This is a genomic window from Planococcus sp. S3-L1 (genome assembly GCF_030063085.1).
In the GTDB taxonomy this organism is placed as follows: Bacteria; Bacillota; Bacilli; order Bacillales_A; family Planococcaceae; genus Planococcus; species Planococcus kocurii.
The window spans coordinates 1-25,355 of the sequence record NZ_JASISN010000004.1 but is presented as its reverse complement, the minus strand read 5'-3'; the positions used below and the strand labels follow the sequence as shown (position 1 = coordinate 25,355).

The window sequence follows — 25,355 nt, the reverse complement described above, 5'->3', positions numbered from 1 at the left end:
GAGTTCGAAATAGAATGAAAAAATGGATAGTAGCAGCAGTAACATTAATGATGGTCGCGTTTTTAGCCGCGTGTGGGTCAACTGAAAAAACGACGGAGTCTGACACAGCGACTGCAGAATCAGAAGAAATGACAGTGACTCATGAACTTGGTGAAACGACTTTTAACAAAAATCCTGAAAAAGTAGTAGTATTCGATTTTGGTGTTCTAGATTCAATGGACAAACTAGGTATTGAAGCTGTTGCAGGTGTTCCACAAGCTAATATTCCGGCGTACCTTGAGAAGTATGAGGATGCCGAAAAATACGAAAATGTGGGCACTTTAAAAGAAGCGGATTTTGAAGCGATTAACGCAATGAAGCCGGACTTAATCATTATTTCAGGTCGTCAAGCAGATATGTACGATGAATTTTCTGAAATCGCGCCAACAATTCATATGGCTGTAGATACAGAAGATTATATGGGATCATTTAAAGAAAACATGACGACTCTTGGAGAAATCTTTGGAAAAGAAGATCAAATCACTGAAGAACTTGCAGCGATTGATACAAAAATAGAAGAAGTAAAAGAAACGGTAAGTGGTTCTGCTGAAAAAGCATTAATCATTCTTGCCAATGAAGGCAAAGTAAGTGCATATGGCGCAGCTTCACGTTTTGGTTTGATCCATGACGTATTCGGTGTTAAACAAGCAGATGAAGGCATTGAAGCTTCGACTCACGGACAAAGTATTTCTTACGAATATATTTTAGAAACAAATCCGGATATAATGTTCGTTGTTGACCGTAATGCAGTTGTTGGAAATGGAACCAATGCAGCAGATTCTCTTGAAAACGAATTGGTTCAAAAAACGAATGCTTATCAAAATGATAAAATCATCTACTTGGATCCAGATTTCTGGTACTTGTCAGGTGGGGGATTACAGTCTGTTACTCAAATGGTAACTGACGTGCAGTCTGCATTTGAACAAAACTAACTGAAGAAACGAAATCATTAGTAGAGTCTCTGCAAAATACTTATTATATTGTTGCGGTAAGAAAAAGGTGGGCCTGTCACGGGTTCGCCTTTTTTGTTGAATAAGTAAGAGTGAAAAAATGGATCATAGTATATGATGTTTGTATAGGTTTTGTATAGTTGATATAGTAAGATAGTCAGGTTAGCGACGAATACATATTGAAGAGATGGAAGTGATTGCATGTTTTTAGCATGGAACGAAATTATCAAAAACAAATTGCGCTTTACACTGATTATCGGTGTCTTGATGCTGGTTGCATACTTGGTGTTTTTCTTATCAGGATTGGCGAATGGCTTAGCAAGTTTGAATAGGGAAGCTGTCGATAAGTGGGATGCGGACGCTATCGTGCTGACTGAGGAATCGGATCAAAGTTTGACACAATCGTCTCTTTCGATTGATGCAGTTGACGAAATTCAGGCGGATGAGACAGCTGTTTTAGGTCAACTTAATGCCATTGCACAAACCGGAGATTTAAAAGCAGGCGTCTCTATTTTTGGAATCAACAGCGACGAATTTATTATGCCGGAAGTGATAGAAGGCGAAGAATTTACTGATGCTAATGAAGTAATTGCAGGAGATGCACTGAAAGATGAAGGCTTTAAATTGGGTGACACGCTCAGTTTATCTTCAACAAAAGAAACTTTGAAGATAGTCGGTTTTACAGACCAGGCGCGTTTTAACGCGGCGCCAGTTCTTTATACCACCCTAGAAACACTTCAGCTTGTAAAGTTCGGTGAAACAGCAGAAAACGACAGTCAAATTAGTGCGATTGTTGTACGGACAGAAGATGTTTCCGCCACTACAGATGAGAACGGCTTGGCAACAATCGAAACAGAAACTTTTATTGAAAGTCTTCCTGGATATACTGAACAAAGTCTAACGTTGAATTTTATGATTTACTTCTTATTTGTCATTTCGTCAGTAATCGTCGCGATATTCCTTTATGTCTTGACGGTTCAAAAAATTAGTATGTTCGGTGTTATGAAAGCGCAAGGAATTCCGAGTGGCTATCTGGCGCGTTCAGTTGTTGCGCAAACAGCGATTTTGGCAGCGATTGGTGTTGCGGTAGGACTTGGTTTGACGCTCTTCACTGGAGCTTTTCTACCAAGTGCCGTTCCGGTAGCATTTGATATTCCGACGATGCTGATTTACGGAGTGGTACTCATTGCGGTCGCTATTTTAGGAGCTGTATTCTCTGTGTTGACGATAGTGAAAATTGATCCATTAAAAGCGATTGGAGGTTGAGTCATGGCAGTATTAGAATTGAATCGAGTAAAAAAATCATTTGGTACAGGTCATAAGAAAGTGGATGCGTTAAAAGAAACGAATTTTCAAGCAGAACAAGGAGAACTGATTGCGGTAATTGGGCCTTCGGGTTCCGGAAAAAGTACGTTTCTGACGATTGCTGGTGGTCTTTTATCTCCAACAGGAGGAGATATTCTAATCAACGATACGAATATCTCCTCGTTAAATGAAAAACAGCTTTCCAAAATTCGTTTAAAGGAAATAGGTTTTATTTTGCAAGCTTCAAACTTGGTGCCGTTTCTAACAGTGGAAAAACAATTAAAGCTATTAGACAAAGTTAAAAAAGACAATATGAACAAAGAACAACTTGAGCAGCTTTACAAAGATTTGGGAATTGGTGACCTTCGTAGTAAGTATCCTTCAGATTTGTCGGGAGGAGAACGTCAACGAGTGGCCATTGCAAAAGCCTTATACAGTAATCCGTCCATCATTTTGGCGGATGAGCCGACAGCTTCTCTAGACTCTGATCGTGCTTATGAAGTGATGGAGTTATTGAAGGCGGAAACAAAAAATAAGAAAACGACAACCATTGTAGTGACCCATGATATTCGACTCGTTGATTATTGCGACAAGGTGTATAAAATGGTCGATGGTGTGCTAGAGCTGCAGTAAACTAAACGATGTTCGAACTGCACGTGCATCAGTAATTCGACGTAATCATTTGTTTCGACTGTGAAGAAGCAAATGCCACATTAAAAGAAGAGGAATCCCTAGAATATCGAGGGATTCCTCTTCTTTTCGGTTAAATCAGGAAATGGTTTTTTGCGGAGAGGGTTCCTCACCTAGTTGGTTTAGTCGCTGTGCAAATGAATCATTGCGACCGAACGGCGAACCGTGAAGGACGTCTTGCATTGAGTAAGCTTGTGAGCCATGCTCTGAAAAGTCTAGGCCAGCTTCTTCGTCTTCAGCGGTAACTCGGAGTGGCACGATCCTGCCGATAGCGAATAAGACGATACCAGTTGATAGAGAAGCCCATGCAATTACCGCTAGCACGCCGACAGCCTGGAGGCCAAGAATTTCTGTTCCACCTCCGTAAAACAAACCATTAGTAGTGTCAAACAAACCGACTGCGAGCGTCCCCCAAATGCCTGCAATTCCGTGGACGGAAATCGCGCCAACGGGATCGTCAACCCGAATTTTTGAATCCAGTAAGCGAATAGCTTCAGTCATAATAACCCCGGCCAGTAACCCGATCATCATAGCGCCAAAAAATGATACGTTTGCTGCACCTGCAGTAATGCCGACAAGACCGGCAAGAGCACCGTTCATTGTTAAAGAAGCGTCAATGCGTCCATAGCGAAAGCGGGTGTATCCAGCAGTCGCAATAATCCCAGCGGAAGCTGCTAGTAATGTATTGGCAATTACTGGCGGCACGAGAGTCGGGTCCGCTGCCAAAGTACTGCCCCCGTTAAAGCCGAACCACCCAAGCCATAGGATAAAAACACCTAATGCACCTAGTGGTAAACTATGCCCTGGAATCGTGTTAACTGATTTTCCGCTATACTTGCCGATGCGAGGACCTATTTTCCAAGCGGCGATAAATGCAGCTACTGCCCCAGTTAAGTGAACGACCGTTGAGCCTGCAAAATCAATAAAGCCGATTTGTGACAACCAACCGCCGCCCCATACCCAGTGCCCTACGACCGGATAAATGACTGCAGTCATGGCGATAGTCAATAGAATATAGGCAGATAAGTTCATTCGTTCTGCTACAGCCCCAGAAATGATGGTTGCGCAAGTTGCGGCAAAAACAGCTTGGAATACAAAGAATCCGATATCTTCAACGCCAGTTAATGCAAATCCTTGTGTGCCGATCAAGCCGAAAGATGAAGGGCCAAACATAAGGGCGTATCCAACGATAAAGTAAAGAATGGAGCCGAGTGAAACAGTGATCATGTTCTTCATTAAAATATTCAAGGTGTTTTTAGATCGTGTAAAACCGGATTCCACCATAGCGAATCCTGCGTGCATAAAAAATACCAACATTGCTCCGAGCATGACCCATATCATATCTACTGAACTTTGAACTGCTTCCATCCAATCTCCTCCTTATCCAATTGCGACTGTGCCGCGTTCTTTGGTTCTGATTCGTATCGCTTCTTCGACAGAGAAAATGAAAATTTTACCATCCCCGACTTGGCCGGTTGAAGCGTATTCCAGTAAAGCTTGGATGATATCTTCAACTTTATGATCATCCACAACCATCTCCAATTTCAGTTTTGGAGAAAATTCCATTGTATAGGCGTTCCCGCGAAATAAGCCCACTCGTCCTTCTTGCTTTCCGATTCCAGCAATTTCAGTTACACTCAAACCGTCTATTCCTTCAAGTGCTAAAGCCTGTCGCACATCTGCAAAAACGGAAGATCGAATAATCGTTTCAATTTTTTTCATCAATTTCTCCTCCTTTATGTTAGGTTTGTTAACATAATATTTTATATTTTCTGATAAATCAAGAGTTTATTTTATTTGATGTTAGTTTTAATTACATGAGAATAAATGGGAGTGGATTCGTATGTATAGAATTTCGGAAAAACTGGCTGAACTGGGAATGCAAAGGATAGAGGGGTTTCCGGTTGAAGGTTTTGTATGGGGAAGTGGACCTGAAAATCCAGTGATTATGCTGGTGGGAGAAGCACCTGGAGAGAACGAGTTAGAAACGGGAATACCGTTTACGGGAAGAGCAGGAAAAGAATTGATGGCTTCTCTTGAGAGTGTAGGTTTAGCTAGAGAAGATGTTTATATTACGAGTGCGGTTCGAAGTAGACCTTATAAATGGGGAACTAAAAAGAAACGTAACGGAGAAACCATCGACAGAAAATACAACCGGGCACCGACGAAAAAAGAAATCATTGCGCATGCGCCGATATTGGATACGGAGATTCAAGCTGTTCAGCCGCCGATAATTGTGACATTGGGAAATGTCGGATTGCAACGGTTGGTCGGTTCGAAGGCGAAGGTCACGGAACTTCACGGTGTGCTAATGGAAACACCGATTCTCTATTGGAACGAAGAAGAGAGTTGCTTTAAAGAAACAACAGAGGTCTATCATATTTTCCCTACATTTCATCCAGCCAGTGTTTTTTATAATCCGTCAGTTCGTCTGTTGAAAGATGCAGATTGGCAGAAGTTAAAAGAACTTCTCGGGGGAGCGAAATGAAAGATGGATTTTACTTGGTTGAAAAACTCCTCATTTTGAGCGTTTTTAACGTATAATAACTTTATTCACTGGAATTTAGAAGCGAGGCATGGTTATGGATAATACAGTTTTATTTGCGCTTGGATTGACTCTTTTTGCTGGACTGGCCACAGGGATTGGCAGTTTGATCGCATTTTTTGCATCCCGTACGAATACAAAATTTCTATCAATTTCATTAGGGTTTTCAGCAGGAGTGATGATTTACGTTTCGATGATTGAAATCTTTTTTAAAGCAAAAGATGCTTTAACAAACGCACAGGGAGAGGTTACTGGCTACTGGCTGACACTCGCTGGCTTTTTCGGCGGAATGGTTTTTATGGCATTAGTAGATCGTATTCTTCCGCAATTGGGAAATCCACATGAAGTCAAAACGGTAGAGGACATGGACGATGGACCGACCAACGACGAATATGCTCGGCTACGGAAAATGGGTATTTTTACAGCATTAGCAATCGGCATTCATAATTTTCCGGAGGGGATTGCCACGTTTATGTCGGCAATACAAGATCCGGCTCTTGGAATCGCTATCGCAATTGCAGTAGCCATTCATAATATTCCGGAGGGGATTGCCGTCTCAGTACCAATTTACTATGCAACTGGAAGTCGAAAAAAAGCACTTAAATACAGCTTTTTATCGGGTATTTCAGAACCTGTTGGAGCGATTGCAGCGTGGCTCTTCTTAATGCCATTTCTCAGCGACACGTTGTTTGGCATTATATTTGCGGGTGTAGCGGGTATTATGGTCTTTATTTCGCTTGACGAGTTATTGCCTGCTGCAAAACGCTATGACGAAGCCCATCTATCCATCTACGGGTTAGTAGCTGGCATGGCCGTTATGGCTGTCAGTCTGGTATTGATCGTCTGATTTTGAAACTTTCTGCCTCCTCTTCTCGTAGTAAAGAGAAAAGGAGGCTTTTTCTATGGATATTAAACGCATTGAACAAACTTTCTTGGACGTGTCAAAAACAACAGGGTGGGCTGTAGACAAGCGGATTGCGTTAGCTGTCACTAACGTATATTTGTCTCAGGACCAGGCTTTTGATGCAGAAAAGCATGAAGCGGCTGTCGAAGTGATTAAAAAGAATGAGGGGTGGACTTCACCTTTGCGCTCGCATCTGCTTCATGTAGCAGCAGCTTTTATGGTTATGAAAGAAGAGGCTGTAGAAAGTTCATTAAAGCTAGCCAATCAAAATCAAAAAGCACTTAACGATGTAGGTTTTTGGAAAACTTCCTATACCTATTTAGCTGCATTGCTAATGAAAAAACCGGAGGAAGCAGAACAGGCAAGAGCGTTGTACAAAGAAATGAAAAAGCATCATAAATTTCTAACGTCGAATGAAGATATTCCATATGCCGCTTTATTGGGTAGCCGGGAAGGGTCGCTTGAAGAACGAGCGGCAACGATGAATAGGTATTACCGTGACCTCCGCGAACAAGGCTTCACTATGGGGAATAATCTTCAATGGCTGTCTCAAATTATGACCTTTGATTCACCTGTTTACGACGCGAAAATAGTCGGTAAGGTTTTGGCGATTCACCAATTTTTCAAAGAAGAAAAAATCAATATCAGCCTAGCGCAATATCCTATTCTTGGATTTTTAGCGGTGACAGAAATCGACGGTAAAGCTTTAGAGGGAGTTGTGGAAAATACACGTGAATTAGAAAAAAATAAAATCTTTCGTTGGTACAAAGATATGGCTTTTTCAACAGCTGTCCAACAGGCAATGGCTGACAATATAGAAGTACGAGATGTCGCGACTATGACTTTTGCTACTTCATTGGAAACTTTAATGCAAGCACAGCAGGCAGCGATGATGGTCAGTATTAATGCAGCCATTATCTCGTCATCAAACACTTCTTCTAGTTGAAAGTGGAGATAACGTATGGACTGAAGAGATTTATAAAAGTGTAATTATCTGAAAAGAGAGACTTTTTTATTGTGCTTGTCACTAATCTGTCTAAAGCGTATAGTTGTGTAAAGATGTTACTATGCATGTGTAAAGACAGGAGAATGACAATGGCGACGATAGCTGAGAAAAAAACAGGTCCTATTTCAAGAAATAGATTGTTAGGAATTGCGGGACTGGGGTGGCTTTTTGACGCAATGGACGTCGGTATTTTGGCTTTCGTTATTGCGGCATTGCATGAAGATTGGGGATTGACGTCCAGTCAGATGGGGTGGATTGGTAGCGTCAACTCAATTGGAATGGCGGTTGGTGCATTTGTTTTCGGGATTTATGCAGATCGTGTAGGCCGAAAGAAAATATTCATTATTACCTTGCTGTTGTTTTCAATTGCTAGCGGAATTTCTGCTTTTGCAACAACACTCGCGGCATTTATGATTTTACGGTTTTTTGTGGGAATGGGATTAGGTGGTGAGCTACCGGTAGCTTCTACTCTGGTGTCTGAAAGTGTACCAGCAAAAGAGCGGGGACGTGTGATCGTTCTATTAGAAAGTTTTTGGGCCGCAGGTTGGCTAGTCGCTGCTGTTATTTCGTATTTCATCATTCCATCTTTTGGTTGGCGGGTTGCGCTGTTATTGACTGCGTTGCCAGCATTTTATGCCTTATATTTGCGTATCAATCTACCAGATTCACCACAGTTTTCTGCGAAAAAAGATGTGTTGCGATCAATTTCGACGAATATTAAAGACGTTTGGTCAGAGAAATACAGACGTCCAACTTTAATGCTATGGATTGTCTGGTTCACAGTAGTATTTTCATATTACGGCATGTTCTTGTGGCTCCCAAGTGTCATGGTGTTAAAAGGATTTACGTTAATCAAAAGCTTCCAATATGTATTAATTATGACTTTGGCCCAATTGCCAGGCTACTTTTCAGCTGCTTGGCTTATCGAACGGGCAGGTCGGAAATTTGTGTTGGTCACTTACTTAATCGGTACAGCAATTAGTGCGTTGGCTTTTGGTAATGCGGACACTATTACGTTGTTAATCGTTTCGGGTGCTTTCTTATCGTTCTTTAACTTGGGTGCTTGGGGTGCGTTATATGCCTATTCCCCAGAGCAATACCCAACAGTTATTCGCGGAACAGGTACAGGAATGGCGGCTGCTTTTGGTCGTATAGGTGGAGTTCTTGGGCCGCTTCTAGTCGGTACGCTGTTAACAGCTGGTGCGAATCTCAATGTAATCTTCGGGATTTTCTGTGTCTCCATCCTTATTGGAGCGCTGGCTGTAGCATTTCTCGGCAAGGAAACAAAACAATTGGAGTTGGAATAGTATAACTCAATGAAAAACGTATCCTGACTCTTCAGGATGCGTTTTTTAGCAACCTGAAGGATAAATAAAGGGTTTTTTCCATAATATAGCCAATACTGTAGTAATAGAAAAAGTTAAGACGGGAGTGGAAGTGAAGAAATGGAAATGATTATTTATTCGGACTCAGCCGTGTTCTTAGAAAAAGTATCACCTCTACTGTATAAAAAAGAGGACATTCATAGTTTATTCCTAGGTGTTCTCGGACAAATACATGCGAATCAATACGAAGGCTATTTTTTAGCACTCGTCGAAACGGATGATGAAATTGTAGCAGCTTGTTTAATGACACCGCCACATGCTTTGCAATTGATAGTTTTTCAAACCTTTCCTCAAATTGAACGAGAGATTGTTGGACATCTGCAAAATTTAGGAATTGAGGTGAGTGGAATAGTCGGTGAACAAACCACTTCGCGCTTGTTTGCAGAGGCTTGGATAGAGCGGACGGGAGAACAAGTAAATATACTAATGGATCAAGGTCTTTACCGAATTGAAGCAGTCAATAAAGGCTTACGAAAGAGCCGGGGTTCTTGGCGGATTGCTAGTAAGAAAGATGCGATAATATTGGAAGAATGGTATCGGCTTTTTGAAGAAGAAACAGGAATTGGCCGCTCTACTCAAACACAAATTTCGCATAAAATCGCTGGATTTCTAGAAAGAAAAGAAGTTTACGTCTGGGAAGTAGATGAGCGAGTGGTCTCTTGTATGCAAAAAAAACGCCCTTCAAAAAACGGAATTACCGTATCTTTTGTCTTTACGTCAAATGCTCAGCGAAGAAATGGATATGCTCAAACACTGGTAGCAGAAGTCACGAACGAATTACTGCTGGAGTATGATTTTGTTATGCTTTATACAGACCTTACAAATCCGACTTCAAACAAAATTTATAGAGAAATTGGCTATGAGCAAATCGCCAATCCCGTTCACTTAATTTTTGTGGAAAAATAATTTTTAGCTAAACAGGCTGTAGGAGTAAAGAGCAACTCTAGAGGGTATAAAAAGGTAGGTTGAAAGAAGCAGCGGGGAGGAAAGTCTATGATTCGATTTGAAAATGTTACAAAACGCTTTCCAGATGGAACGGAAGCATTAAAAGACATTTCACTCGTTCTACCGACAAATGAATTGACTGCCATCATCGGTCCTAGTGGCTGTGGTAAAACGACATTAATGAAAATGATTAATAAACTAGAAAAACCAACTGAAGGAAGTATTTTCATTGATGAAAAACCCATCAATGGAATGGATGAAGTCCAATTAAGACGTTCAATTGGTTATGTGATTCAACGTATTGGATTATTTCCTCATATGACCATTTCAGATAATGTGGCGCTTGTACCTAAATTGCTGGACTGGACAAAAGACAAAAAAGAACAACGTGTACGTGAATTGCTTCAGCTTGTTGGTTTAGATCCTGAAGTTTATATGGAGCGTTACCCACTCGAGTTGAGTGGGGGACAGCAGCAGCGTGTAGGAGTGGTTCGGGCGTTAGCGGGAGATCCCAATATTGTTTTAATGGACGAACCCTTTTCAGCACTTGATCCTATTAGTCGAGAACAGTTGCAAGACGAACTTCGAAACCTTCAACAAACCATCAATAAAACCATCGTTTTTGTTACCCATGATATGGATGAGGCGTTGAAAATTGCTGATTCTGTTATTCTTATGCGCGATGGGCAAGTTGAACAAGTAGGCACCCCCCAGCAACTTATTGATAACCCTGCAAACGAATTTGTTCGCAGCTTTATTGGTATAGAGCGCATCAATCAAAAGCGCACATTTGGAGACAGAAAATTGCTCGAATTTCTGGATCTTTTTACAGAAGAATGGGCTGGGGATACTGAGGAAATTTCTGCTGAACAAACGATCGAGAACGCTTTTTTGCAACTGGATAAAAGCACAAAAAATTACTTGGCAATCGTTCAAGGGGCGCAGGTCGTGGCTTATGCTAATGACCGAGACTTATTGAAAGCGGCACTTGCTAAAGAAACGGGGGCAACGGCATGAAAAACTTCCTAGACACCCTCGTTAGCCGTCAGGATATGATTATTGGTGCGCTTTTAGAACATATGTATTTATCATTTGTAGCCGTCGCAATTGGTATCGCAATTGCGCTGCCACTAGGAATTCTCATTACACGCTATCGGCGCTACGCTGAATCAATTATTGGGGTAACGGCTGTTTTTCAAACGATTCCAAGTCTAGCGCTATTCGGCTTTTTGGTACCTATTTTAGGAATTGGTTCACCTACTGCATTAATTGCACTTATTATCTATGCTTTATTACCGATTTTGCGAAATACGTATGCAGGAATTGTAGGAGTCGATAGTTCCACGATCGAAGCAGGACGTGGCATGGGAATGACGCGGACACAGATTTTACGACAAATTGAATTGCCGCTAGCGTTACCGTTTATCATGGCGGGTATACGTACGGCTACTGTATTAACTGTAGGTATCGCCACACTTGCGACATTTGTTGGAGCTGGTGGTTTGGGTGATATCATCTACCGAGGATTGCAGTCTTATAACAATTCATTAGTCTTGGCTGGTGCCTTGCCAGTTGCTCTACTGGCAATTGGTTTTGATCAAATTTTAAAATGGATTGAAAAAAGAGCGACACCAAAAGGTTTGAAACCATAGGGGGGAACAAGATGAAAAAAACGACATTAGGAGTTTTTTTGGCTGCAACTACAGTCATTGCAGGATGCGGATCAGGTGGAGATGAATTAGATCCAATCGTCATTGGTGGTAAGCCGTGGACAGAACAATATATCCTGCCACATATTCTCGGTCAGTATATTGAAGCCAATTCGGACTATACTGTGGAATATGAAGAGGGATTAGGAGAAGTGTCGATTTTAACTCCTGCTTTAGAAAAAGGCGATATTGATATGTACGTGGAGTATACCGGTACCGGCATGAAGGACGTATTGAAGAAAGAGTCTGTTCCGGGTCAATCTTCGGAAGAGGTATTAGATATTGTAAGAATAGGTTACGAAGATACACTGGGTGCGACTTGGCTAGAACCACTTGGCTTTGAGAATGGTTATACGTTGGCGTATTCAAAAGATAGCGGCTATGATGCAAAAACCTATTCAGATTTAGCGGAAATTTCGCAATCAGAAGAAATGCGTTTCGGAGCACCACATCCTTTCTATGAACGCAAAGGAGATGGCTACGAGGACTTGATCGCCACGTATCCATTTAAGTTTTCAGCAACTGAAAGTTTTGACCCAGCAATTATGTATGAAGCTGTTAAGAGTGGAGAAGTAGAAGTTATTCCAGCGTTCACTACAGATAGCCGCATTGAATTATTTGATCTTGAAACGACAGAAGACGATCTGTCGTTTTTCCCGAAATACGACGCAGCTCCTGTTGTGCGGGTGGAAACACTCGAAGAGTACCCGGAACTTGAAGAAGTACTGAGCGGGCTGGCTGGACAAATCAGCGAGGAAGAAATGTTAGCAATGAATTCTCGCATTGATGTTGACCAAGAAATTGCAGCTGATGTCGCTCGCGAATTCCTAATTGACAAAGGATTAATTGAAGAATAAAAATGATTCCGCGGTTTCGACTGCGGAATCATTTTTATTTTAGTCAGAGAATCTGGCGCTTTTCTAGCTGTCTAACTCGCCTATGAATATACGCTTTTCTTGTAGCATTTGAGTAGGGATTCTTGTACAATGTAAATAATGAGTGAATAGTCATTCAATTCAGTTAAGTGAGAACGTTCTCATAAAAATAATACACGGTGGGGTGAAGGGCATGAGAGAAGTTGTCATTATAGAAGGTGTACGGTCAGCTGTTGGGAGAAGAAAAGGGCAGTTTGCAGATCAGCGTCCGGATGAATTAGCAGCTTTAGTATTAGAAGAGTTAGTCTCGCGTGCAGGTGTAGACAAAAGTGAAGTAGAAGATATTATTTTAGGTTGTGTTTCACAGGCTGGAGAACAAGGCGGCAATATTGCGCGTACAGCATCGTTAATTGCAGGTTTTCCAGATTATGTACCGGGTGTCACAATTGATCGCCAATGCGGTTCGAGTCAGCAGGCTGTGCACTTCGGTGCTCAAGCAATTCTGGCCGGAGATATGGATATTGTCATTGCGGGTGGTGTGGAAAGCATGACACGCGTACCGATGTTTTCCAATATGCAAGGTGCAGCGCTGAGCGAAAAACTGACAGATCAATACGAAATTATCAATCAAGGGTTATCGGCAGAACGTATCGCAAAGAAATGGGGATTTACGCGGCAACAGCTTGACGCGTTTGCAGTACAAAGTCATGAACGCGCACAACATGCTATTGGGGCAGGCCATTATAAACGTGAAATTATTCCGATTCGCACACAAGGTCCAGACGGCGAAACGCGAATGATTGATGAAGACGAAGGGCCGCGTCCGGGTACGACGGAAGAAGTGCTAGCTGGATTAAAAACAGCTTTTGATGAAAAGGGTGTGATTACTGCAGGCAATGCGAGTCAAATGAGTGATGGTGCTTCTGCTGTTCTCTTAATGTCTACTGACAAGGCGAAAGAGCTTGGATTGAAACCGAAAGCGCGCATAGTGGCACGTGTAGTAGTCGGTTCGGATCCGACATTGATGCTGACTGGGCCAATCGCAGCAACTAAAAAAGTTCTCGCCAAAGCAGGACTTGAAATCAGTGAGATGGACCGTTACGAAGTCAATGAAGCATTTGCGCCAGTCCCGCTAGCTTGGTTACATGATATTGGTGGAGATCCTGAAAAACTGAATGTTAACGGAGGCGCAATTGCGCTTGGTCATCCGCTTGGTGCGACAGGTACTAAATTATTAGTGTCGTTACTACATGAATTAGAGCGAACAGATGGCCGTTACGGATTGTTAGCCATTTGTGAAGGAATGGGAATGGCCAACGCCACTATTATTGAAAAGCTATAGCAGGATTGAAAACTAAGGAGGAAGAAGATGGAATTTTCACAAGTAAAAGCAGTAGTCACGGGTGGAGCGTCTGGGCTTGGTGAAGCGACAGTACGCCGTATAGCAAAAAGTGGCGGGAAAGCAGCTATTTTTGATTTGAATGCAGAACGTGCAAAAGTGCTTATTGAAGAATTGGGTGAAGGCTCGGTCATTTATAAAGAGACGGATGTTACTAACGCATCACAAGTTGAACAAAATATAAACGACACGCTTGAACAGTTCGGTGGTATTAATTTAGTAGTCAATTGTGCGGGGATTGGTACTCCAGGGAAAGTAGTATCCAAAGGCGAACCAATTGCGCTAGACCAATTTGAAAAAGTCATCAAAGTAAATTTGGTTGGTAGCTTTAATGTTATTCGTGTTGCAGCAGCAGCTATGCAAAAAAACGAACCAACTGAAGATGGTGAGCGAGGGGTGATTATTTCAACAGCATCGGTCGCGGCTTATGAAGGGCAAATTGGACAAGCAGCTTACAGCGCATCTAAAGGCGGAGTTGTCGCGATGACGTTGCCAATTGCTAGAGAATTAGCGAGAGATGGAATTCGAGTTATGGCAATTGCGCCTGGATTAATGGAAACACCAATGGTAGAAGGATTGCCAGATGCTGCAATTGCTTCATTATCTGCAGCCGTACCATTTCCAGCACGTCTTGGAAAACCCGCTGAATTTGCACACCTAGTAGAAAGCATTACGACAAATTCGATGTTAAATGGGGAGACGATACGACTCGACGGAGCAATCCGCATGCAACCGAAATAAGGGAGATGGAAAAGATGGGGAGATACCGTTTCGAAGAAGATGAACACGTGATGTTCCGGAAGTCCTTGCGGAAGTTTTTAGAAAAAGAAGCGGTTCCAAACTATGATCAATGGGAAAAAGATCGCCTTATTCCGAAATCTTTTTGGAAAAAGCTCGGAGATATGGGTTTTCTGAGTCCTCAAATAGAAGAACAATACGGGGGGCTTGGTCTAGATTTTCGTTATGCGGTCGTTATCGGAGAAGAAATGGAACGCGTAGGAGCCAGTTTGACGGGGGTAGGCCTACATAATGACATTACGGTTCCTTACATCGAAGCGTACGGAAATGAAGAACAAAAACAGCGTTGGCTACCGGGTTGTATTTCGGGAGATCATATTACAGCGATTGCGATGACAGAGCCTGGAGCAGGATCAGATCTTGCGAATATATCAACTACAGCAGTTCGAGACGGCGACAATTATATTGTTAATGGGCAGAAAACTTTTATTACGAATGGCATTAACTCGACATTGGTGTTAGTTGTTGTAAAAACCGATCCGAAAGCACAACCGAAGCATCGTGGGATTTCGCTATTAATGGTAGAAGAGGGGACACCAGGTTTTCAGAAAGGGCGTAAGCTCGACAAGGTAGGTCTCCATGCTCAAGATACATCCGAACTGTATTTTGAGGATTGCATCGTCCCTACAACGAACTTAATTGGCGAAGAAAATAAAGGCTTTACTTATCTGATGGAAAAACTGCAGCAAGAGCGACTAGTCGTCGCAATGGCAGCGCAAGTAGCTTCAGAAGATATGTTGGAAATGACGTTGGAATACGTAAAATCAAGAAAAGCCTTTGGCAAGCCGATCGGTTCGTTCCAAAATTCTCAGTTTAAACTAGTGGAGATGGCGACAGAAATTGAACTGGGTCATTCGTTTTTAGAATCGCTCATTGAAGATCATATGGCTGGAAAAGATATTGTTTCCAAAGTATCGATGGCGAAATTTTGGCTGACAGATACCGCCAAGAAAATATCCGGTGAGTGCATGCAATTACACGGTGGATATGGCTATATGGAAGAATACAAAATTGCACGTCGCTACAGGGACATTCCAGTGGCGGCGATATATGCCGGTTCCAACGAAATCATGAAAACCATCGTTGCTAAACGAATGGGACTGTAAGTGAAAGGCGAGCGGAAAAGAAGGCGAATCTTGCCTGATAGGAACACCCATTCATAATAATAAAATTAGAGTGAAAAAGGAGTCGGATGTGACATGATGGATTCGCCATTATTATTATCATCTTTCGTAAAAAGAGCGGAGCGTTATTTTCCGGAAAAACTGATCATTTCACGTACCGGAGAAAATATGATTCACCGGATTCCTTATAAAGAATTTGCGGTACGTTCGCGCAAACTAGCGGCTGCTTTAACTGGACTTGGTATGAAGCGTGGCACAAAGGTGGGAAGTTTCGCCTGGAACCATCACCGTCACTTGGAGTTGTATTTTGGTGTACCGGGTGCTGGTGCTATTTTACACATGATTAATATTCGCTTGTCACATGAGCACATCGCCTATGTCATCAATCATGCCGAAGATGAAATTTTGGTAGTCGATCACGATCTATTTCCATTGATTGAAAAACTAGCACCTATGCTAAAATCCGTTAAGCATTTTATCATTATGAAAGATGGAGTGGATTTACCAGAAACGACACTTGGCAATGTTTATTCTTATGAACAATTACTCGCTGCTGAAGATGACAGTTTCGAATTTCCTGAAGATCTGGACGAAAATACACCAGCGGGCATGTGTTACACTTCCGCAACAACGGGCAATCCTAAAGGCGTTGTCTATACGCACAGAGGACTTGTGCTCCATAGTTACGCGCTCGGCATGTCGGATGCAATGGGCTTGTCAGAACAAGATATTGCCTTATCGATTGTGCCAATGTTTCATGCCAATGCTTGGGGGCTGCCATTTGCTGGAGTTTTGTTTGGGACTACACAAGTGTTGCCGGGACCCGGTTTTGCTCCTGGCATGTTGTTAGATTTAATTGAATCAGAAAAAGTTACGTTAACTGCAGGCGTCCCGACAATTTGGATGGGTGTGTTGAAAGAATTAGAAGCAAATCCACGCAATATCGACACGCTGCGGATGATTATTTGCGGGGGATCAGCATCACCAAAAGGATTAATCCGCGCATTTGAAGAGAAATACAATGTGCCATTTGTGACAGGGTATGGCATGACGGAAACTGCGCCGCTTGTCAGTTTGGCTATTACTACTTCTGCAATGACCGATATGACGATGGATGAGCGCATCGAACGCCGTTCAATGGCAGGTTTACCGATGCCGGGCCTCGAAGTACGAATCGTCAATGAAAACGGCGAAGCACCGTGGGATGGGGAAACGATGGGTGAGCTGAACGTTAAAGGTGCCTGGATCGCTGATGAATACTATAAAGACGAGCGTACGGAAGAAGCGTTTAAAGAGGGTTGGCTTTATACAGGAGATATTGCTGTAATCGAGTCCGATGGCTATATCAAACTGATGGACCGGACGAAAGATTTAATTAAAAGCGGTGGCGAATGGATTTCTTCTGTTGATCTGGAAAATGCATTGATGACGCATGAAGCTGTGTTCGAAGCGGCGGTTGTCGCCATTCCACATGAGAAATGGATGGAGCGTCCACTTGCTTGTGTCGTGTTAAAAGAAGGTCATGCGGAAGACGACGCCACGAAAGCGATATTACTGACGTACTTGGAGAGCCAATTTGCCAAGTGGTGGGTTCCAGACGACGTGGTATTTTTGAAAGAAGTGCCAAAAACGTCGGTTGGTAAATTCCTTAAAGCTGCTTTAAGAAAAGAGTTAGATGGCTATTATCAGTAAGTCTTATTTTCGGGTGTAAGTGTCTAGAGTTCTATAGACACTTGCGCTTTTTTTTGAGTAGAGAGTGCCGCTTCGCCAGAGCATCTTATGCCCGTCGAATCTACATGGCTGCCTACGCTTTTCCTTTTACTTGACAGAATAAACAAAACCTTTTAGTATAGGGAACAACTTGTTGTACGGAAGCAAGTCTGTTTGAGAGAAGAGCCTAGAGAAGACGAGAATAGAAGAGTGTATAAATCGAGGATTGAGACGAGTAGGCAGGGAAATCTATTTAGAGAGTCAGCGGCTGGTGAGAGCTGATTAGGTGATCTGCGCGAATGGACTTAGGAGAGCTTGCCTGAAAGCGGAAGCGAGTAAGGGAGACGTAAGCCCTGCGTTAAAGGGAAAGGCGAAGAGCCTGTTTAAGTGAGCGCAGAAATTTGGTGCGCTAATGCGTGGTGGTACCGCGGTTTTTAACCCGTCCCCGCAATCAGATAACAATCTGATTGCGGGGATTTTTGTATTTAAAACGAGACGAGGAGAGATGAGTATGAGCAGAGTAGAGAATTTGAGTGAACAAGGAATGTACGAAAAATCATTAGCAATGTTGAACGGCGATATAAATGAACAACAAATCAAGAATTTTTTGTCCGATTTACATGAAAAAGGAGAGACGGCAGACGAGTTAGTAGGACTAGTCAAAGCGATGCGTGAAAAAGCAGTAGCGCTTCCAACAGTCGAAGGACAACTTGTTGATGTTTGTGGAACCGGTGGTGACCGTTCTTACAGTTTTAACATTAGTACGTTGACGGCTTTTGTGTTAGCAGGATGCGGTATGACAGTTGCCAAGCATGGCAATCGCAGTGTTTCTAGCAAAACAGGCAGTTCCGATGTGCTAGAGGCACTTGGTATTTCAACGGAAACGAATATTGCCTCGATTCCTATGATGCTTGACCAGACGGGGATTGCGTTATTGTTTGCACCAGCTATCCATCCAGCACTCGGTGGCTTACGCCAAATTCGTAAAGACATCGGAACTCCAACCATTTTTAACTTAGTAGGACCTTTAGCGAATCCATTGCCAATTACGATTCAAATGACCGGTGTTTACCGTCGTGACATGCTAGAACCAATGGCGGATGCGTTAATTCGATTGGGTCGAAAAAAAGGAGCGCTTGTTCACGGAGCAGGTGGCTTGGATGAACTGTCACTTGCAGGCGCGAATGAATTAATCATCTTCAATGAGCAAGGTAAGCGAAAAATGACCATTCACCCAAATGAAGTTGGTTTAGAAGTGGCCTCAATTGAAGCGATCCGCGGAGGCAATCCAAAGCGCAACGCTGAAATTTTTATGGATGTCTTATCCGGAACAGATAGCCCTTATTTAGATACAGTCGCATTAAATGCAGGAGTAGTACTGTATGTCAGTGGTAAAGCTGAAAACGTGACAGAAGGCGTAAAGCAGGCGAAAGCCTCAATCAAATCAGGCGAAACCGCGCGTGTCTTTGACTTGCATCGGTTAGCGGCGGGGGTATTTGTATGACAATATTGGATGACATCATTGCGACTAAATACGAAGAGGTAAAAATGTATAAACCAGTTGGGCCAAATACAATTGATTTTCCAGAAAAAACAACGTTACTGGGGCATCTACAAGAACGAAATGGCGTCATCTCAGAGATTAAACGCGCTTCTCCATCAAAAGGCGACATCAAAGTGGAAGTAGATATTGTTGCACAAGCTAAAAAATACGAAGAAGCTGGAGCGGCTGCAATTTCGGTACTTACGGATGAAGTGTATTTTAAAGGATCAATTGATGACTTGTGTGAAGTAGCGAAAGTCGTATCGATTCCCGTCTTGTGCAAAGATTTTATGGTTAGTGAGATTCAAATTGATCGTGCTCAACATGCAGGAGCTACCATTATTCTATTGATCGTAGCTGCACTGGAAAAGCAGCAGCTGAAACGTCTTAACGACTATGCGCTCTCAAAAGGACTTGAAGTTTTAATCGAAGTTCATGATGAACAGGAACTGCAAATAGCACTAGAGCTAGATGCAAAACTAATTGGTATCAATAATCGTAATTTAAAAACTTTTGAAGTATCAATTGAACGCACAGCACAATTAGCTAAAAACTTCCCATTTGACGAAGGGCGCGTGTTAATAAGCGAAAGTGGCATGCAGACAAAAGAAGATGCGCAATTTGCTTACGCAAATGGAGCTTCTGGAATTTTAGTGGGAGAAGCGTTAATGCGATCTGAAAATCCAGGAAATTGGATTCGTCAGGCGACTAGCGAGGAGGCAGTAAAATGACAAAAGTGAAAATTTGCGGCTTGCAAGAACAGCGACATGTTGACGCAGCAAGTCGTGCGGATGCTATCGGCTTCGTATTTGCTCCGAGCAGACGTCAAGTGACAATTGCGCAAGCTGCTGAACTGGCTAAACACATTCCAGCAGATACCGATAAAATCGGTGTTTTTGTTAATGCTTCATTAGAGGAAATTGAAGACGCTGTTGCAGGTGTTCCGCTAACGATGGTTCAGCTTCACGGCGATGAACCCGATGAGTTGGTGAAAGCTATTCGTGTCCCTGTTATTCAGGCTTTCTCAATTCGCACAAAAGAAGATGTAGAGCAGTTGAAAAATTCTTTAGCTAATTATATTTTAGTGGACGCTCCGGGTACGGAATACCGCGGAGGTAGCGGTAATGTGTTTGATTGGTCGTTACTAGACGGAGCCGGCATCGATCCATCTCGCCTAATTGTGGCGGGTGGGTTAACACCGGAAAATGTCCGTGCGGCAATCGAACAAACAACACCTTACATGGTAGACGTCTCTAGCGGAGTTGAAACAGAGCGCCAGAAAGATGTAGCGAAAATACAAAAATTTATTAAACAGGTAAAGGATGATTCGATGGAACAGACGATAGAAAAAGTAGGTTTTTTCGGTAAATACGGGGGGCAATTTGTGCCAGAAACATTAATGAAAGCCGTTAAGGAATTAGAAGATGCTTATAATGAAGTAAAAGAAGATCCGGAATTTCATAAGGAATACCATCATTATTTATCGGAGTATGTGGGTCGTGAACAGCCATTGACCTTCGCAAAACGCATGACTGAAGCATATGGTGGACCAAAAATCTACTTAAAACGAGAAGACTTGAATCATACCGGTGCGCACAAAGTAAACAACGCGATTGGTCAGGCGCTACTTGCGATGCGAATGGGAAAACGTAAAATTGTAGCAGAAACAGGAGCAGGTCAGCACGGTGTGGCGACTGCGACAATTTGTGCACTGTTCGATTTGGATTGTGTTATTTTCATGGGTGAAGAAGACATTAAGCGTCAGCAATTGAACGTTTTCCGTATGAAGCTTTTAGGGGCACGTGTGGAAAGTGTCACAAAAGGCAGTGCGACCTTAAAAGATGCGGTCAATGAAGCTTTGCGTTACTGGGTTGCCAATGTAGAAGATACGCATTACTTAATCGGTTCGGCTCTCGGTCCACATCCGTTTCCAACGATGGTCCGTGATTTTCAAAGTGTGATTGGCGTAGAAACAAGACGTCAAATTCTTGAAAAAGAAGGGCGTTTGCCTGACGCTATTTTGGCGTGTGTAGGTGGTGGCAGCAATGCGATCGGTATGTTTTATCCGTTTATTCAAGATAAAGAAGTCAAGTTGATTGGCGTTGAAGCAGCTGGTCAAGGTGTGGATACAGATAAACACGCTGCAACCTTAACGAAAGGAACAGAAGGTGTGCTCCACGGCGCCTTAATGAAGTTATTGCAAGATGATGCAGGCCAAGTGCAGGAAGCGCATTCGATTTCTGCGGGGCTTGATTATCCAGGCATTGGACCAGAGCATGCTTATTTAGCAGATATTGGTCGTGTTGAATACCGGTCAATTACCGATGATGAAGCACTGGCTGCAGTTGTCAGCATGTCTCGTCTTGAAGGAATTATTCCAGCACTTGAAACGGCGCATGCTATTGCAGAAGCAGAAAAACAAGCAAAGTCTATGACCAAAGACCAGATACTGATTATTTGTGTGTCCGGTCGTGGAGATAAAGATATGGCGACATACGCAGAGAACCTGGAGGGGCTATCATGAATCGATTAGAGCAACTAAAAAAAACGGGAAACAAAGCCTTTGTTGCTTATATTATGGCTGGAGATGGCGGTCTTGACCGTCTGAAAAATCAAGTACAGTATTTGCAAGGGGCAGGAGTAACTGCTATCGAAATTGGCATTCCTTTTTCAGATCCGGTCGCAGATGGTCCGACGATTGAAGCGGCTGGAAATCGTGCTTTAAAGCATGGTGTCACACTGCAAAAAGTATTGGAAGAACTAAAAAGTTGGACCTTTGAGGTTACAATTCCTTTGCTCGTAATGACTTATTTAAATCCCGTGATGAGGTTTGGTGTAGAACGCTTTGCTACTGAATGCAGCAAAGCTGGAATTTCAGGCGTCATCATTCCAGACCTGCCATATGAACACAAACAATTAGTGCAACCTTATGTCGATAAAGAAGGCATTAAGTTGATTCAACTGGTGACACTGACGACAACGGACGTTCGCTTGGACGGTATTCTTCGGGAGGCACAAGGTTTTGTTTACGCGGTTACGGTTAAAGGAATAACGGGATCTCGTGATGAGATGTCAGAGGATGTAAAAGCATTTATGCGCAAAGTTCGTGAGAAAAGCCCGGTTCCGGTTTATGCTGGATTCGGAATTTCGAAGAGTAGCCATGTCGATATGTTGCGCGACGATGTGGATGGATTTATTGTGGGAAGTGCCATTGTGGATGCCTTTAACGAAGATCGAATTCAGGAAATCGAACCGCTTATCCATGCAGTGACGGCCACCCACTCAGTATAATATGGGTAGGAGGAGATGTTATGTTTACGCCAGTGGCTGAAGATTTTTTTGACGCGCCGACATTGGAACTTACGCGTAGTTTGATTGGTCAAATGTTGGTCCATGAATTGCCAGAAGGCATTGTTGCTGGACGGATTATTGAAACTGAAGCTTATATGGGAGCAGAAGATCGCGCTGCACATAGCTTCGGGAATCGTCGGACTAAACGTACGGAAATCATGTTTGGTAAACCTGGCCTTGTCTATACGTATCAAATGCATACTCACACATTGATCAATGTCGTCGCGGGACCGGAAGACACACCGCGAGCTATTTTGATACGTGCAGTCGAACCGGTCGAAGGCATCGAACTGATGGCAGAACTGCGCGGCAGACACATGCCGATCAAACAGTGGACTAGTGGACCGGGAAAATTGACTAAAGCAATGGCGATTACAATGGATTATTACGGTCATCATTTTTCGGAAAAGCCACTTTACATCGCTCAAGGAGAACCGGTTCAAGAAATATCGGTTGGACCTCGTGTAGGTATCGGCAATTCACTAGAAGCGGTCGACTATCCTTATCGCTTTTGGGAAACAGGAAACCCTTTCGTCTCGAAATTTCGCTAATTGTTGTTTATCTTCATCTTTTGGTGGAATACTGAAAGAGAATGAATAGACAGAAGGAGTGAAAGATAGTGGCGAAAATTGCAACTTTACTGACAGATATGTTTGAAGATGTGGAATATACAGATCCATCAAAAGCGTTTAATGATGCAGGTCATGAAGTTTTCACAATCGAAAAAGAAGTGGGGAAAAAAGTAACTGGCAAACAAGGTGAGGCTGTTGTCACCATTGATAAAAGCATTGATGATGTTAGCCCAGATGACTTTGATGCCTTGTTCTTGCCTGGCGGATTTTCACCGGATCTGTTACGTGAAGATAGCCGATTTGTGGAGTTTGCAAAAACTTTCATGGATGCGAAAAAACCGGTCTTCGCAATTTGTCATGGACCTCAATTATTAATTACGGCCAAAGCGTTAGAAGGTCGTAAAGCTACAGGTTATAAGTCGATTCAAGTCGATATGGAATACGCAGGTGCGACGGTCCTTGATGAAGAAGTAGTCGTGTGCCAAGATCAATTGGTCACTAGTCGTCAACCTGATGACATTCCGGCATTCAACCGAGAATCATTACGTGTACTGGAGCAATTAGCTTAAAAAGCTGTCAATGCCCCTCTAACATAAAACAGACAGAGAAAAAGAAACTCTTTTTCTCCGTCTGTTTTTTTAAATTGCGGCTCATAATGCCAAACTTGATATGCACTTTTTCGAGGTTCGGAGGTGAAATCTCTAAAGCGCACGATTGCCCTTGATAGGACGGAAGACACTTGCTAGGGCAATTGTGTACCGGTCCTAGATTTGCGCTATGGATTCATCTGTAAACACTGCTTTGGCTTTTTATGTAGGGAAAATCTAACATACAGATTACATAAACCAAATTAGCTTTTAAGATTGTCTCTTGAATACATAAGTAAATGCTTATATAATGAGGGGGTGCTGTAGCGATAAATAGAGCAAGTGCAGTGTGAATTTAATGATGACTCGATTAGTTAGAGTTTGCGCCAGTGGTTTATTGATTGTAGAAAAAAGAGCAGCAAATTGTGAATAAGGAGTTGTGTGAAAGTGGATGTTTGGTTAGCAAGTTTTATATTTATCGTTACATTGATTTTTGTGATTTGGCAGCCAAAAGGCTTGTCAATCGGCTGGTCTGCTATTGCTGGGGCAATTGTTGCCTTGCTGTTTGGCGTAGTTGATTTTGGGGATGTCTGGGACGTAACGGGAATTGTTTGGAATGCGACCTTAACGTTTGTTGCATTGATTATCATTTCGTTGATTCTTGATGAAATTGGTTTTTTCGAATGGGCAGCTTTACATATGGCACGTTTTGCCAAAGGCAGTGGCTTGCGGATGTTTTTCTTAGTTACCATGCTAGGGGCGGTTGTCGCAGCGTTGTTTGCGAATGACGGAGCAGCGCTAATTTTGACACCTATCGTGTTGGCAATGGTTCGTGCATTGAAATTCAAAGATGCAATGATCTTGCCATTTATTATGGCGAGTGGCTTTATCGCTGATACTGCCTCTTTGCCATTTGTTGTCAGCAACTTAGTCAACATCGTATCGGCTGATTTTTTTAATATTGGCTTTACCGAATATGCAATCCGGATGCTTGTACCGAACTTATTCAGCATAGCTGCAAGTATGTTGGTCTTGTATTTATATTTCCGAAAAGATATTCCAAAACATTTTGATGACAGTGCATTAAAAACACCAGCTTCAGCAATAAAAGATTTGAGAATTTTCCGTTTATCTTGGGTAGTGCTAGCAATTTTACTAATTGGCTATTTCAGTAGCGAGGCTTTAAATATTCCGGTATCCTTTATTGCAGGAGCGATTGCTATTATTTTTCTAGCCATTGCGAGGAAGAGTAAATCAGTTGAAACGATGAAAGTTTTAAAAGGGGCTCCTTGGGCGGTTGTCTTTTTCTCAATCGGTATGTATGTCGTTGTGTACGGCTTGAAAAATGTGGGTCTCACATCGGTGTTGGCTACCGCAATCGAGTGGACAGCGAGTCACGGTCTGTATGCAGCGACAATTGGCATGGGCTTTATCGCTGCTATTTTGTCATCGGTTATGAATAATATGCCGACTGTTATGATTGATGCATTGGCAATTGCTGAAACAGAGACAACTGGAGTTGTTAGAGAAGCTTTAATCTATGCGAATGTGATTGGATCAGATTTAGGGCCAAAAATTACACCGATTGGTTCACTGGCAACATTATTATGGCTTCATGTATTAAAAACAAAAGGGGTAGAGATTAGTTGGGGTTATTATTTTAAAATCGGCATCATTTTGACGGTTCCGACTTTGTTTATCACATTGACTGGCCTGTACTTATGGTTGACGATTTTAAATTAAGTTTATAGAAAAAAGGAGCATGCCAATGACTTGCTCCTTTTTTCTAGTCGCCGATTGTAAAATTAAGCTAGACAACTAAAAAAGTCATTCATGGTACACTCTACATGTATTTTCCGACCAAAGAAAAACAGAGGAGTGACCACGAATGACCTACACCCATCTTACCACGGATGAA

24 protein-coding genes and 1 other annotated feature are annotated in these 25,355 nt (G+C 42.6%); of the genes, 22 read left to right on the top strand and 2 right to left on the bottom strand.

The features are described 5' to 3' along the window. Positions 1-14: 14 nt before the first annotated feature. From QMF37_RS05580 to QMF37_RS05570, 3 genes are all read left to right on the top strand, one after another. Complete coding sequence (locus QMF37_RS05580) at positions 15-971, top strand: siderophore ABC transporter substrate-binding protein (RefSeq protein ID WP_283477112.1); 957 nt, start codon at positions 15-17, stop codon at positions 969-971. A gap of 219 nt (positions 972-1,190) precedes the next feature. Further along, positions 1,191-2,255: an ABC transporter permease gene (locus QMF37_RS05575; protein ID WP_071153503.1), complete on the top strand. Its 1,065-nt coding sequence runs from the start codon at positions 1,191-1,193 to the stop codon at positions 2,253-2,255. Between the two features lie 3 nt (positions 2,256-2,258). Beyond that, on the top strand, positions 2,259-2,927 hold the full coding sequence (locus QMF37_RS05570; protein WP_058386447.1) for an ABC transporter ATP-binding protein: 669 nt from the start codon (positions 2,259-2,261) through the stop codon (positions 2,925-2,927). A gap of 135 nt (positions 2,928-3,062) precedes the next feature. Here QMF37_RS05570 and QMF37_RS05565 read toward each other — a convergent pair whose 3' ends face one another. Together QMF37_RS05565 and QMF37_RS05560 are read right to left on the bottom strand one after the other, a co-directional pair. Then, the gene (locus tag QMF37_RS05565) at positions 3,063-4,352 is read right to left on the bottom strand and encodes an ammonium transporter (RefSeq protein ID WP_071153504.1); all 1,290 of its coding nucleotides are present in this window, start codon (positions 4,350-4,352) and stop codon (positions 3,063-3,065) included. Between the two features lie 12 nt (positions 4,353-4,364). Beyond that, positions 4,365-4,706 (bottom strand): P-II family nitrogen regulator, encoded by a 342-nt coding sequence (locus tag QMF37_RS05560; RefSeq protein ID WP_071153505.1) that lies wholly within the window; start codon positions 4,704-4,706, stop codon positions 4,365-4,367. Between the two features lie 121 nt (positions 4,707-4,827). Between QMF37_RS05560 and QMF37_RS05555 the strand changes: the two genes are divergently transcribed. From QMF37_RS05555 to QMF37_RS05465, 19 genes are all read left to right on the top strand, one after another. Beyond that, complete coding sequence (locus QMF37_RS05555; protein ID WP_071153506.1) at positions 4,828-5,472, top strand: uracil-DNA glycosylase; 645 nt, start codon at positions 4,828-4,830, stop codon at positions 5,470-5,472. Between the two features lie 94 nt (positions 5,473-5,566). Next, a complete protein-coding gene (gene zupT, locus QMF37_RS05550) occupies positions 5,567-6,376 on the top strand; it encodes a zinc transporter ZupT (RefSeq protein WP_058386443.1) in 810 nt (269 codons plus the stop codon). Between the two features lie 55 nt (positions 6,377-6,431). Then, positions 6,432-7,379 (top strand): DUF4003 family protein, encoded by a 948-nt coding sequence (locus QMF37_RS05545; RefSeq protein ID WP_078080098.1) that lies wholly within the window; start codon positions 6,432-6,434, stop codon positions 7,377-7,379. Positions 7,380-7,528: 149 nt separating this feature from the next. Next, positions 7,529-8,746: an MFS transporter gene (locus QMF37_RS05540; protein WP_283477105.1), complete on the top strand. Its 1,218-nt coding sequence runs from the start codon at positions 7,529-7,531 to the stop codon at positions 8,744-8,746. Between the two features lie 138 nt (positions 8,747-8,884). Continuing rightward, entirely contained in the window at positions 8,885-9,730 is an 846-nt protein-coding gene (locus QMF37_RS05535) for a GNAT family N-acetyltransferase (protein WP_283477103.1), read from the top strand. Positions 9,731-9,817: 87 nt separating this feature from the next. Beyond that, positions 9,818-10,786: an ABC transporter ATP-binding protein gene (locus tag QMF37_RS05530; protein ID WP_078080099.1), complete on the top strand. Its 969-nt coding sequence runs from the start codon at positions 9,818-9,820 to the stop codon at positions 10,784-10,786. After that, entirely contained in the window at positions 10,783-11,421 is a 639-nt protein-coding gene (locus QMF37_RS05525) for an ABC transporter permease (protein ID WP_071153510.1), read from the top strand. Before QMF37_RS05530 ends, QMF37_RS05525 begins: the two co-directional genes overlap by 4 nt. 11 nt (positions 11,422-11,432) lie before the next feature. Beyond that, on the top strand, positions 11,433-12,335 hold the full coding sequence (locus tag QMF37_RS05520; RefSeq protein WP_283477101.1) for a glycine betaine ABC transporter substrate-binding protein: 903 nt from the start codon (positions 11,433-11,435) through the stop codon (positions 12,333-12,335). A gap of 211 nt (positions 12,336-12,546) precedes the next feature. Further along, positions 12,547-13,695 carry a thiolase family protein gene (locus QMF37_RS05515; RefSeq protein WP_071153512.1) on the top strand — a complete coding sequence of 383 codons (1,149 nt, stop codon included), beginning with the start codon at positions 12,547-12,549 and terminating at the stop codon, positions 13,693-13,695. 27 nt (positions 13,696-13,722) lie between these two features. After that, positions 13,723-14,493: an SDR family NAD(P)-dependent oxidoreductase gene (locus tag QMF37_RS05510; protein ID WP_078080100.1), complete on the top strand. Its 771-nt coding sequence runs from the start codon at positions 13,723-13,725 to the stop codon at positions 14,491-14,493. Positions 14,494-14,507: 14 nt separating this feature from the next. Beyond that, positions 14,508-15,656, top strand: coding sequence for an acyl-CoA dehydrogenase family protein (locus QMF37_RS05505; RefSeq protein ID WP_283477097.1), 1,149 nt, complete (start codon positions 14,508-14,510; stop codon positions 15,654-15,656). A 93-nt stretch (positions 15,657-15,749) separates the two neighbouring features. Next, entirely contained in the window at positions 15,750-17,366 is a 1,617-nt protein-coding gene (locus QMF37_RS05500) for a long-chain fatty acid--CoA ligase (RefSeq protein ID WP_078080101.1), read from the top strand. A gap of 231 nt (positions 17,367-17,597) precedes the next feature. After that, positions 17,598-17,834 (top strand) — a binding site (T-box leader). Between the two features lie 61 nt (positions 17,835-17,895). Then, the gene (gene trpD / locus QMF37_RS05495) at positions 17,896-18,888 is read left to right on the top strand and encodes an anthranilate phosphoribosyltransferase (protein WP_078080102.1); all 993 of its coding nucleotides are present in this window, start codon (positions 17,896-17,898) and stop codon (positions 18,886-18,888) included. After that, positions 18,885-19,658: an indole-3-glycerol phosphate synthase TrpC gene (trpC, locus tag QMF37_RS05490; RefSeq protein ID WP_071153513.1), complete on the top strand. Its 774-nt coding sequence runs from the start codon at positions 18,885-18,887 to the stop codon at positions 19,656-19,658. The genes trpD and trpC overlap by 4 nt, the downstream gene beginning before the upstream one ends. Continuing rightward, positions 19,655-21,451, top strand: a complete 1,797-nt coding sequence (trpB, locus tag QMF37_RS05485; RefSeq protein ID WP_078080103.1) for a tryptophan synthase subunit beta — start codon at positions 19,655-19,657, stop codon at positions 21,449-21,451. Before trpC ends, trpB begins: the two co-directional genes overlap by 4 nt. Continuing rightward, positions 21,448-22,218 carry a tryptophan synthase subunit alpha gene (trpA, locus tag QMF37_RS05480; protein WP_058386430.1) on the top strand — a complete coding sequence of 257 codons (771 nt, stop codon included), beginning with the start codon at positions 21,448-21,450 and terminating at the stop codon, positions 22,216-22,218. Before trpB ends, trpA begins: the two co-directional genes overlap by 4 nt. 20 nt (positions 22,219-22,238) lie before the next feature. After that, a complete protein-coding gene (locus QMF37_RS05475) occupies positions 22,239-22,829 on the top strand; it encodes a DNA-3-methyladenine glycosylase (protein ID WP_071153514.1) in 591 nt (196 codons plus the stop codon). A gap of 68 nt (positions 22,830-22,897) precedes the next feature. Next, on the top strand, positions 22,898-23,419 hold the full coding sequence (locus QMF37_RS05470) for a type 1 glutamine amidotransferase domain-containing protein (protein ID WP_071153515.1): 522 nt from the start codon (positions 22,898-22,900) through the stop codon (positions 23,417-23,419). A gap of 465 nt (positions 23,420-23,884) precedes the next feature. Next, the gene (locus tag QMF37_RS05465) at positions 23,885-25,180 is read left to right on the top strand and encodes an arsenic transporter (protein WP_071153516.1); all 1,296 of its coding nucleotides are present in this window, start codon (positions 23,885-23,887) and stop codon (positions 25,178-25,180) included. Positions 25,181-25,355 lie beyond the last annotated feature (175 nt).

What these genes read in the sequence shown, in the direction of transcription:
- QMF37_RS05580 (WP_283477112.1), top strand. Translation starts at nt 15, where the DNA reads ATGAAAAAATGGATAGTAGCAGCAGTAACATTAATGATGGTCGCGTTT.
- QMF37_RS05575 (WP_071153503.1), top strand. Translation starts at nt 1,191, where the DNA reads ATGTTTTTAGCATGGAACGAAATTATCAAAAACAAATTGCGCTTTACA.
- QMF37_RS05570 (WP_058386447.1), top strand. Translation starts at nt 2,259, where the DNA reads ATGGCAGTATTAGAATTGAATCGAGTAAAAAAATCATTTGGTACAGGT.
- QMF37_RS05565 (WP_071153504.1), bottom strand. Translation starts at nt 4,352, where the DNA reads ATGGAAGCAGTTCAAAGTTCAGTAGATATGATATGGGTCATGCTCGGA.
- QMF37_RS05560 (WP_071153505.1), bottom strand. Translation starts at nt 4,706, where the DNA reads ATGAAAAAAATTGAAACGATTATTCGATCTTCCGTTTTTGCAGATGTG.
- QMF37_RS05555 (WP_071153506.1), top strand. Translation starts at nt 4,828, where the DNA reads ATGTATAGAATTTCGGAAAAACTGGCTGAACTGGGAATGCAAAGGATA.
- zupT (WP_058386443.1), top strand. Translation starts at nt 5,567, where the DNA reads ATGGATAATACAGTTTTATTTGCGCTTGGATTGACTCTTTTTGCTGGA.
- QMF37_RS05545 (WP_078080098.1), top strand. Translation starts at nt 6,432, where the DNA reads ATGGATATTAAACGCATTGAACAAACTTTCTTGGACGTGTCAAAAACA.
- QMF37_RS05540 (WP_283477105.1), top strand. Translation starts at nt 7,529, where the DNA reads ATGGCGACGATAGCTGAGAAAAAAACAGGTCCTATTTCAAGAAATAGA.
- QMF37_RS05535 (WP_283477103.1), top strand. Translation starts at nt 8,885, where the DNA reads ATGGAAATGATTATTTATTCGGACTCAGCCGTGTTCTTAGAAAAAGTA.
- QMF37_RS05530 (WP_078080099.1), top strand. Translation starts at nt 9,818, where the DNA reads ATGATTCGATTTGAAAATGTTACAAAACGCTTTCCAGATGGAACGGAA.
- QMF37_RS05525 (WP_071153510.1), top strand. Translation starts at nt 10,783, where the DNA reads ATGAAAAACTTCCTAGACACCCTCGTTAGCCGTCAGGATATGATTATT.
- QMF37_RS05520 (WP_283477101.1), top strand. Translation starts at nt 11,433, where the DNA reads ATGAAAAAAACGACATTAGGAGTTTTTTTGGCTGCAACTACAGTCATT.
- QMF37_RS05515 (WP_071153512.1), top strand. Translation starts at nt 12,547, where the DNA reads ATGAGAGAAGTTGTCATTATAGAAGGTGTACGGTCAGCTGTTGGGAGA.
- QMF37_RS05510 (WP_078080100.1), top strand. Translation starts at nt 13,723, where the DNA reads ATGGAATTTTCACAAGTAAAAGCAGTAGTCACGGGTGGAGCGTCTGGG.
- QMF37_RS05505 (WP_283477097.1), top strand. Translation starts at nt 14,508, where the DNA reads ATGGGGAGATACCGTTTCGAAGAAGATGAACACGTGATGTTCCGGAAG.
- QMF37_RS05500 (WP_078080101.1), top strand. Translation starts at nt 15,750, where the DNA reads ATGATGGATTCGCCATTATTATTATCATCTTTCGTAAAAAGAGCGGAG.
- trpD (WP_078080102.1), top strand. Translation starts at nt 17,896, where the DNA reads ATGAGCAGAGTAGAGAATTTGAGTGAACAAGGAATGTACGAAAAATCA.
- trpC (WP_071153513.1), top strand. Translation starts at nt 18,885, where the DNA reads ATGACAATATTGGATGACATCATTGCGACTAAATACGAAGAGGTAAAA.
- trpB (WP_078080103.1), top strand. Translation starts at nt 19,655, where the DNA reads ATGACAAAAGTGAAAATTTGCGGCTTGCAAGAACAGCGACATGTTGAC.
- trpA (WP_058386430.1), top strand. Translation starts at nt 21,448, where the DNA reads ATGAATCGATTAGAGCAACTAAAAAAAACGGGAAACAAAGCCTTTGTT.
- QMF37_RS05475 (WP_071153514.1), top strand. Translation starts at nt 22,239, where the DNA reads ATGTTTACGCCAGTGGCTGAAGATTTTTTTGACGCGCCGACATTGGAA.